Origin of the sequence: Candidatus Frankia alpina (genome assembly GCF_902806485.1) — a bacterium.
Taxonomy (GTDB): domain Bacteria; phylum Actinomycetota; class Actinomycetes; order Frankiales; family Frankiaceae; genus Frankia; species Frankia alpina.
The window spans coordinates 1-8,803 of the sequence record NZ_CADCWT010000202.1; the positions used below are offsets into that span (position 1 = coordinate 1).

The following is an 8,803-nucleotide window of genomic DNA, read 5'->3' on the forward strand; positions in this document are numbered from 1 at the left end:
CCAACACCACATTGATGTCACGCAAAGCGACAAAACGTTACCGGGAAAGGCTCACTGCGTTCGTCCTCGTCCCCGCTCAGCGTGAACGCGTCCCGCAGCTCCCGCGACGACACCGTCCGCGTGAACCGCGGATACGCCGTCCGCTCGATCGACGCCACCGACCACCCCGCACCCCCGACAGTGATCGACAGGCTACCCAGCGACCCCTATATGTCCCGCCACCGGGGCTACGGTCCTCCGTTGCCTCTTTCTGCCGTATCTCGGCGGTCCCCCCGGGGTCCCCGTAGCAATCGCCGAAAAAACAACGAATATCGCTGACCTGCACGGATGTGGCCTGGCTCGTTGATCAGCCTTCCTGACCGATAGGTCCGGCAGAGGCGCCTTCACGATGCTTGCGCAGTTCCCGGTAGAGCGTGGAGCGGCTGACGCCGAGTTCTGCGGCGACTTGTTCGGGGATCGCGCCGTCCTTGATCCGTTGGGCGGCTCCGGCGCGGGTGGTCGCGTTGAGCTTCGCGGGCCGTCCGGTCGGCAATCCGCGGGCTTCCTTGGCGGCGCGGGCGCCGGCGGCACGCTCCAGCATGTAGATCCGTTCCATCTGCGCGAACATCGCCAGCAGCGCGATGGCCATGTCCGTCCCGGGGCCAGGCGCGCTGGTGTCCACAGCAAGTTTATCGCCGAGCGTGCGCAGGAAGACACCGCGCTCGGTGAGGTCGTGCACGAGGTTCAGGGTCTCGCGCATGTTCCGGCCGAGCCGGTCCAGGGTGAGCACGTTGATCCGGTCGCCTGGCCGCGCGAAGCCGAGTAGCGCGGTCAGGCCCTCGCGGTCCATGTTCGCGCCGGTGCGCTTGTCGACGTAGATGTGTTCCTCGGCAATACCGGCGTCGCGAAGCGCATCGATCTGCCGGTCGAGGTCCTGAGCGGTCGTACTGACGCGGGCATAGGCAAGATCCATCCGCCCACAGTGTCAGAACTTGACGCTGTGGCGCGGGTTTTGACCAAGACTTATGACACTGAGTTCTGACACTGGCCGACCTGCGGAAACGTGGTCACGGTTCAACGGTCCTGCCCCTGTGTCATATCCATGCTTGTGACACAGGCGGGCAAGGCGGCAGTCCGGAGGTTCCGGCTCAGGAAGCTCCGAGTGCTGTCCGCCCTTCCGTCGTCACGGCGTCGTGGGTCGGTTTGGTGCCAGGGGGGCGGGCTGGTCCCGGCGTGGCCGACTGCTCGGCGGCCCCAGAAGCTACCGATCAGGATAAGTGCGGCGCCGAAGTATCCCAAGAACCCGGGTTGGTCTCCGCCGAAGGCAATACCCACGACTGCGGCCCACAGCGGTTCGGTGCCCAGGAGCAAGCTGATTCGGGAGGGCGAGGTCCGCCGTACTGCCCATAGCTGAACGAAGAAGGCGAAGAGGGTGCACATGAGGGACAGATAGAGCACGTTGAGCCACTGCGCGCCGGTGAGTGTGCTGGCGAGGTGCCAAGGTGTGGTCCCGACAAACGGTGACAGCAGCGAGAAGACTATGACCGCTGTACTCAGCTGCATGAAGGTCAGGGCACCGTCATCTGTCGACCGCACGGCAGGAAGTCTGTGGATGACCAGGACGTTGGCGGTGCGTGCGAGTGCGGCGAGGAGCATCAGCAGGTCGCCGAGTGAGGGCGTGGTGAAGCCGGCGCCTTGGGTGAGCATGACGACGCCGAGCACGGATAGGGTCGCCGCGGCGAGGAAGGCCCGACTGGGCAGGGCACGACTGAGTCCGCTTTCGGCGAGCGGGGTGAAGATCAGGGTGAGGCTGATGATCAGCCCTGCGTTGGTTGCCGAGGTGTGGACGACGCCGTAAGTCTCCAGCAGGAAGATGGCGGTGAGGATGAGGCCCAGGATGAGCCCGCCGCTCAGCTCGCGTGGGGTCAGGCCGCGAATTTTGCGGCGGGCCGCGATGCCGAGCAGGGGGATGGCGAGGAGGAACCGCAGCAGGAGGATGGCGATGACGGTGGCACCACTGGTGATCTCTTTGGTTGCCAGATAACTGGAGCCCCAGACCACGGCGATCATCAGCACGGGTGCATCGATCAGCCACGCTCTGCGGGAACTGAGCTGAGTAGACATGGCATTCCCTGAGGTGAGAAGGCGTGGTGAGTTGCGGCCGATCGTGTGCCAGATCGGCCGCAACTCACCGTAGGGGGATCAGCGAGCGGTGTAGGCGATCACCAGGACGTCGCGGTGGGCGGGGGCGCCACTGTCGAGGGGGTGGATCGGGGTCACCGAGTGCAGGGTGCGCTGGTCGTCGCCGAGCAGGAGGTCTCCAGGCTCGGCGAGGGTGGTGGTCAGCAGGTGTTCGCCGTCATTGCTGTAGACCGAGCTCTCGCCGCCTGTGACGTTGAGCCGGTTGATGAGCAGGGAGGTGATGAAGGTGACGCCATCGCGGTGGCGTCCCTCCGGCGCGGGCTGTCCTGCCTCGGCGCCAGCGGTGATCCGATAGGGGTGGAGCTTGATGTTCCACCGCTGAGTGCCGTCGACAGCGCTGAAGGTCCTGCCGAGGGTGACCAGCAGCTCGTGCAGCAGGGGGTCATTGACGAAGGCGCCGGTGAGAGGCTCGAAGAGCCGGTCGACACCGCCGTTCAGCGCGTTGATGTGGCTCTCCTGCCGGTACGGCTCATGTGGCAAGAGGGTGAGTTGACCCGAGCTCGGATCCAGCTCGTACTGCCCGTACCGGCGGTGACGGTAGGTGCCGCCGTCCGCCATGTACGTATCGAGTCTGAGGGCCTCCCAGTTTCGTGCGAAGCGCGCCCAGTCGGCGGGGCTGACCTTGATGATCTGGGAGAGCTCCTCCGCGGGCAGGAGATGACCGCCATGGGTGGAGAGCGCCTTCACGGTGGCTGCGACGTCAGGGGTCACAGCGGTGGTGTCGGACACGGTAATGCCTTTCGGTCAGGGGGTCAGACAAGGGGAGGCAGGGGCGCGCTGTACGGGGCGGCTTCGAGGGCTATGGACTGCGCCTCCCACCTCTCCCTGTCACGGAGATAGCGGGGCCGGGGTGCGACGATGGCGCGCGTTTCCCCACCCCCCACATGTAGCTGCCAGGTGACCGATCCGGTCGTCTGCCCGGCGCAGACGTCGATGAACTGCTGTGCCGCGAGACGGAGTTCTCCAAACCAACGGCCTTCGAGCGCTTCGCGTACCCAGATCTGCTCCAGATGCTGCTTCTCGCGCATCAGCTCGGCATCCAGGCATGCGGTCTCGACATGCCGGTAGGACCCCAGCAGCAACCAGGCTGCGGGCATCTCGCGGATCTCAAGTACCTTCTCGCCGTGGTCCAGGTGCTCAAGGCCGGAGTACCGGCCAAGCCCGTACTGGCCGACGTTGTCATTGAGTCCAGCGATCAGTTCCACCAAGGGAAGCCGCTCTCCGTCGACGGCGACTGGACGCCCTGCCTCGAAGGACACGGTAAGGCTGCGCGGAGCGGCCTGGGTGTCCAGGGCGCTCCAGCGGTACATGCTGTCCGGGACGGCGTGTTCCTCGGGGTCATCGAGGATTCCGGACTCGAACTCGCGGCACCATAGGTTTGAGTCGCCGCTGACCACACGCCCGTCCAGGAGGTCAACGCCGGCGGCCTGGAGTGCGCGAAGCTTGTCCTCGCGGTCGACCGGGTCGAGGTCGTATGGACTGCCGTACAAGCCCTGATAGCCCAGCAGGCTCAGGGCGCCGTTGAGCCTGCGCAGCGTGTTCTGGGAGCGGTTGGCGGTGTGGATGATCGCTTGGGCTCCGAGGGTCGCGGCGAGTTCGACCGCTGACTGCGCGATGAGGGGCCGGCTCAGGGTCGAGCTGACCGGGTGAACTCCCAAGTACACCGCCTGTGCGGCGATTGCGGGGGCAACGAAGGAGGCGGCGAACTCTTGCCGACGGTCAAGGACGTGAAGCTTCATGCCGAGGGCGTCGGCGATCTGCTGCTTGTAGGCGCTCGACTCGTCCTCACCCAGGTCGACACTGACCGCGTGGATGTCTGTCAGGCCCACTTGTCGTAGACGCAACAGGAGGTAGGAGCTGTCGAGGCCACCGCTGAACAGCGTCACGATCGGAACAGCCGGGTCTATCCCGCTCTCGATCTGATGGAACGAACGGATGGGAGGTGTATGCATGTAGTCCGCCATAGGCAAGCGATTATTCGTTGTTTTATCGGCGATTACTACGGGGACCCCCCCGGGTGGGCCGCTACCGCGACCGTCGCCGCCGGCCAGTCCTTGCCGGACCGCGGCGGTGTCGGGTCGCCGGGGAAGGCCGGACACGCACCCGCGGTAAAGACATGTCGGACGGGCACGGGCGGGTTGCTCAGCCCGGGTGAGCTGGGCCGATGGCCGCCAGGCCCTCGCCACGGTGAGGAGCGGCGCAGGGAGTGGCGTAGGGAGTCTGGCGAGGCGTCGACAACGCGCGTTTTCGACGCCTCGCGGGTGTGCTGTCGCGGACTTTCTTCACGGTTTCAAGGGCCGCCCCGCGCGGCGCACGGCGCCGCGCCGAACGGGTCCGCCGCGCGCCGGTCCGGGGGCCCGCCTCGCTGCGCTCGGCACCCCGGCCGGGCGCGTCGGCCGTTCGGAGCGCCGGCGGGTCGGCGGGAGCGGCGGGGCCAATCGGGAGTGCCGGGGCCAACAACGAGCGCCAGGCGCACGGGGAGCGCAGGTTGCCTGACGGGTTGCCCGGTGTGTGCAGTGGGTGCACGCCGCGGGGCATGCGCGCAGGCGCGCGCGTGCGCGCGTAGGGCTGTGCACGGGCGGGGTCGTGCACAGCGCCTGCACACCGGTTGCCCGCGGTGCACGGGTCGCGGTGCACCGGCGGCGGCGGGGGTCTGTCGGCCGGCACGCCCCAGGGGCGCACCGGATCGGACCCGGGCGGGCCGCGGTGGCCGCCGGCCGGTGGCCGTTGTGGGGTCTGATAATCCCGGTGCATCCCAGGCCCCAGCACCAGGCGAGCATGATCCGATGCAATCGCATTGCCGCTGTTCTGCCATCACTACAACGGTTCTGTGATGGCACAGTGACGGCGTTCTGTGAGCCTGTCGGTGATCCTGCGGGCGGCGGCATGGCGCCGGGGTGAGCAGGTAGGGGCATCATCCGAGACGTGGACAACCGGGACGGCGTCGTCGAGGACAACATGGAACTCTGGACGGCAGGGCAAGTCACCTGCGAGACCTGCCGCCAGGTCCTGGTGGTCGCGTGGTGGCGCCCCGACGACACCGGCGCCGCGCCGCTGGCCGCCCGCCATTACCACGAGACCGTCATGCGGGTGGTGACCTCCACGGGGATACGCCAGACGATCCGGATGCCTGCTCTGCGAGCCGAGGCCGAGACCCACGTCGAGCTGGAGGCGGGCCCCTGCTCCCCTGCACTCCGCGCAGACCGTGCACCCGCCGTCTGGCGGTGTCGTGTCCCAGAGCGCGACCGTCCCGCCCGGTGGTCATGTGGAGCAGCACGTCACCCTGCGCCCAGACTGGCCTGATGGCGAGAAAACGCCCCCGGACTGACGGCACTGTGCCATCAACGTGATGGCACTCCGATGGCGCTTCGGAGCCTGGTGCTGGTCCTGGTTCTCACCGTGCGACACCATCGGATCGCCATCGACGCGATGGCCCACCAATGGCGCATGACCGTCACCGTGATGGCACAGCGACGGCACGGAGGAGACGCATGGCCCGAACCATCGCGATCGCGAACCAGAAAGGCGGAGTCGGGAAGACCTCGACGACCGTCAACCTGGGCGCAGCCCTGGCCGAGGCCGGCGTGCCGGTCCTCGCGATCGATCTGGACGCCCAACGCAATGCCACCGACTGGCTGCGAGCCGAGGAGAACGACGGCCTCTACGACCTGCTCACCGCGGCCCCGGACGCACCGACACTGACCGACCTCGCCGTCCCGACCGAGGTGGACGGGCTGTCCATCGTGCCGGCCACGCGGTACCTCGCCGGGGTGGAACGCGCGATGGCCCGGGAGCCGGTCGGAGCCGAGACCGTGCTCCGCCAGGCTCTGGCCGCCGTGCCTCCCGGCCGGTGGGACGTGATCCTGCTCGACTGCCCGCCGTCACTCGGTCTGATCTCCATCTCGGCGCTGGTCGCGGCCGGCGAGGTCCTGGTCCCCACCGAGGCGGGGATCCACGCGGTCAAGGGCCTCGCCGCCCTGCTCGAAACCGTCGACAAGGTCAGGGCCAGCCTCAACCCCGGCCTGACCGAGGTGATGGTGCTCCCCGTCCGCGTGGACCGCACCCGCATCGCACGGCAGCTCATCGACACCCTGCACAGCCAACTGGGGGAGCAGGTCCTGACCACCGTGATCCGAGACAACGTCCGCCTGCGCGAGGCACCCGGCCACCGCCGACCGGTCACGCTCTCCGCACCGACCTCCCCAGTCGCTGAGGACTACCGTGCCCTCGCCGTCGAGCTTCGCCGACGTGCCGGACGGCCCGCGTCATGACCTCGAAGGCTGGCGTTCCCGACAGCGCCCTGAACGACCTGTTCCACCCGCCGTCTCGGCGGCCAACACCGCCGGCACCCATCCCCCGGGTTCAGCCCGACGAGACACCCGGCGAGGCAGAGAAGAGAGGCGAGCGCACCGAGCAGCCGCCCGCCGTTACCGCGCCATCACTGCGAGGGCAGAGTGATGGCACAGTGACGTCACCGCGACGGCGCACCCCTCCGGGCCGGCACAAGCTCACGACCTACCTCCCCCAGCAGCTCTACGACTGGATCGCCGCCGAGGTCGGTGCAGCCCAGGACGACGGCCATCCCGCCTCCATCGCCGACGTCGTCCGCTACGCCCTCGAATACGTCCGGGCCGACCCGGAACAGGCCGCCGACCTCCGCCGCATCCTCCGCAGCCGTTGACCCCTGATGGCGATGTGCCATCACCATGACGGTGCTGCGATGGCAGGGTGCCATCGAATGACGCAGCCCTCGGGATCGATAGATCGCCTGGTTCGGAGGCGGCGGAGAACGTCCAGTCAGCCATCGTGCCTGATCAAAGTGAAGCCGATCATTTCTCGACGATCTCAGGCCCTGACCCGGTCTGCTCGCCGGCGGGTCGTTGGAAAAGAGCGCCGCTACCCCGATGTGGAAGGGTGAGCGTCCTGACGTGGATCCACCCCTGGTCGGTGTAGTACCGGTGTAGATCGGTGTTCGAGGCCCAGGCATCGAGCCTGAGCCAGCGCACTCCCGCCGCAGCCGCACGCCGCGACGCCCAATCGAGTACAGCGACGCCCAGATGGCGGCCGGCAGCCACCCGGTCTACCACCAAGCGGTGAAGGTAGAGGGCGTCTCCGGGAACGTCGTTCTCGTCCCAGAACTCAGGATCGGCGTTGCGATCAACTGTGACGGTCGCGATCGGCTGGCCGACCGCATCGTCGACGAGCCACAGTTCCCCGGCAGCAGCGCTGCCCTCAATCCTGTCTACCCGCGGCGAGTATTGCCACTGGTCCGAGCCGCGCATCGCCAGCCAGGCCGTTGCGCCCGCCACGAGGTCCAGAACCACAGGGACGTCAGCCAGACCCGCGCGACGGATCCGGTAGGTCACGTGGACGACTCGTTGTCAGGGGGAACCTGGCCGTCCTCAATGAGGACCTCGTGACGGTCTCCCGGCAGGACGTTCTCTACTGCCCGGACTGGAATCCCCTCCGCCGTGTAGCCGGTGAGGTAGTGGACGGTGACAGGCGTGCCAGGGCTGAGCTGGAGCCGATGCCGCTCGCTGGGGGTCGGCATTCTGGAGATCAGATGATGACGTAGCCCGACCTGGCGGTGCCCCAGCTCGGCCAAGACTCTGTTCGCACCCCGGGCGATGTCGTGCGGCAGCACGATCTCACTGCCCTGCACGATCGACAGCGGGTAGTAGCTGTTGTTGATGTTGAACGGTTCGCCGTCGATCGACCTGACACGACGTCGTACGGCGGCTGTCTCGCCAGCGTTGAGACGCAGTCGTGTGGCGATCTCTCGCGGCGGCACGACGATCGACACGTCGATGGTCTGCGAGGGGGTCCGCCCCTCCTCCGCTACGGACCGGTGGAATCTGTCCATGGCGGGCGCCCCGTCGGTGACCAGTAGCTCCTGCTGAGGCCGATAGGTCATGTGCCGTCGCCGCCGGACGAAGTAGCCTCGCGGCCGGTCCGACACGACCAGGCCCTCGTTCACCAGGACGGCCAGCGCCTGGCGGACGGTCCCGCGAGTCACGCCGTACCGCTCCACCAGCTCGGCCTCGGTAGGCAGCCGTCCGTCCGGCCCGATGTCATCGCCGCTGATCGCGTCACGGAGTTCATCGGCGATCTGCTGGTACACGGGCCGCGAGGTGCGGCGTAGGGCGCTCACAGCATCCTGCCTATCTGCTGACGGCTGAGTTTGTCCAGACAATCTAGCCCGACCCCCTTGACCCTGTGGCGCGACAGTGCCACTCTCGGCACTGTCGCCATTGTCCAGACCATCTAGATGGGATGGACGGAGGGGGCAACGCAAGCGGCCCTGGCTGGTGTTCGAGCACCAGCCAGGGCCAGATCCGAACCCCCGATACGACCGGAGGTCCAGACCCATGGGCAATCCTGCCCCAACCCCATCCGCCGCTACCTCGGCCCACGCGGTCGCTACCTCGGCCCACGCGGTCCCGTCGTGGCGGCACACCGCCGCGTGCGCTGACCCCGAGGTGGACCCTGAGATCTTTTTCCCCGAGGGCACCACCGGCCCGGCGGAGCGTCAGGCCGCCGAGGCGCGGACGGTGTGCGCCGGATGCCCGGTCCGCACGCCCTGCCTCCGTGAAGGCCTGGTCGAGCCGGACGGTGTTCGTGT

Annotated in this window: 9 protein-coding genes; 3 read left to right on the forward strand and 6 right to left on the reverse strand. The window is 67.8% G+C overall.

The genetic code is table 11. The features are described from left to right. Positions 1 to 346 precede the first annotated feature (346 nt). The 4 genes from G6R25_RS18305 to G6R25_RS18320 form a co-directional block, all read right to left on the reverse strand. Complete coding sequence (locus G6R25_RS18305) at positions 347 to 952, reverse strand: recombinase family protein (RefSeq protein ID WP_136446618.1); 606 nt, start codon at positions 950 to 952, stop codon at positions 347 to 349. A 101-nt stretch (positions 953 to 1,053) separates the two neighbouring features. Next, positions 1,054 to 2,049, reverse strand: coding sequence for a DMT family transporter (locus tag G6R25_RS18310; RefSeq protein WP_235948973.1), 996 nt, complete (start codon positions 2,047 to 2,049; stop codon positions 1,054 to 1,056). 132 nt (positions 2,050 to 2,181) lie between these two features. After that, positions 2,182 to 2,910: a 2OG-Fe dioxygenase family protein gene (locus tag G6R25_RS18315; protein WP_163553958.1), complete on the reverse strand. Its 729-nt coding sequence runs from the start codon at positions 2,908 to 2,910 to the stop codon at positions 2,182 to 2,184. Between the two features lie 23 nt (positions 2,911 to 2,933). Continuing rightward, a complete protein-coding gene (locus G6R25_RS18320; RefSeq protein WP_205447232.1) occupies positions 2,934 to 4,145 on the reverse strand; it encodes an argininosuccinate synthase-related protein in 1,212 nt (403 codons plus the stop codon). Positions 4,146 to 5,672: 1,527 nt separating this feature from the next. Between G6R25_RS18320 and G6R25_RS18325 the strand changes: the two genes are divergently transcribed. Then, positions 5,673 to 6,452: a ParA family protein gene (locus G6R25_RS18325; protein ID WP_163548262.1), complete on the forward strand. Its 780-nt coding sequence runs from the start codon at positions 5,673 to 5,675 to the stop codon at positions 6,450 to 6,452. A gap of 194 nt (positions 6,453 to 6,646) precedes the next feature. Further along, entirely contained in the window at positions 6,647 to 6,862 is a 216-nt protein-coding gene (locus G6R25_RS18330) for a hypothetical protein (RefSeq protein ID WP_163553959.1), read from the forward strand. A gap of 148 nt (positions 6,863 to 7,010) precedes the next feature. Here the strand turns inward: G6R25_RS18330 and G6R25_RS18335 are convergent, their stop codons facing one another. Together G6R25_RS18335 and G6R25_RS18340 are read right to left on the reverse strand one after the other, a co-directional pair. Then, a complete protein-coding gene (locus G6R25_RS18335) occupies positions 7,011 to 7,547 on the reverse strand; it encodes a GNAT family N-acetyltransferase (RefSeq protein ID WP_163548260.1) in 537 nt (178 codons plus the stop codon). After that, on the reverse strand, positions 7,544 to 8,332 hold the full coding sequence (locus G6R25_RS18340) for a GntR family transcriptional regulator (protein ID WP_163548259.1): 789 nt from the start codon (positions 8,330 to 8,332) through the stop codon (positions 7,544 to 7,546). The genes G6R25_RS18335 and G6R25_RS18340 overlap by 4 nt, the downstream gene beginning before the upstream one ends. Before the next feature lie 217 nt (positions 8,333 to 8,549). Between G6R25_RS18340 and G6R25_RS18345 the strand changes: the two genes are divergently transcribed. Continuing rightward, positions 8,550 to 8,803 (forward strand): WhiB family transcriptional regulator (locus G6R25_RS18345; protein ID WP_163553960.1); only part of this gene is annotated, 254 nt, incomplete at its 3' end.

Bases quoted from the DNA above. Each gene is read 5' to 3' on its own strand.
- G6R25_RS18325 (WP_163548262.1), top strand. From the start codon at position 5,673: ATGGCCCGAACCATCGCGATCGCGAACCAGAAAGGCGGAGTCGGGAAG.
- G6R25_RS18305 (WP_136446618.1), bottom strand. From the start codon at position 952: ATGGATCTTGCCTATGCCCGCGTCAGTACGACCGCTCAGGACCTCGAC.
- G6R25_RS18310 (WP_235948973.1), bottom strand. From the start codon at position 2,049: ATGATCGCCGTGGTCTGGGGCTCCAGTTATCTGGCAACCAAAGAGATC.
- G6R25_RS18320 (WP_205447232.1), bottom strand. From the start codon at position 4,145: ATGGCGGACTACATGCATACACCTCCCATCCGTTCGTTCCATCAGATC.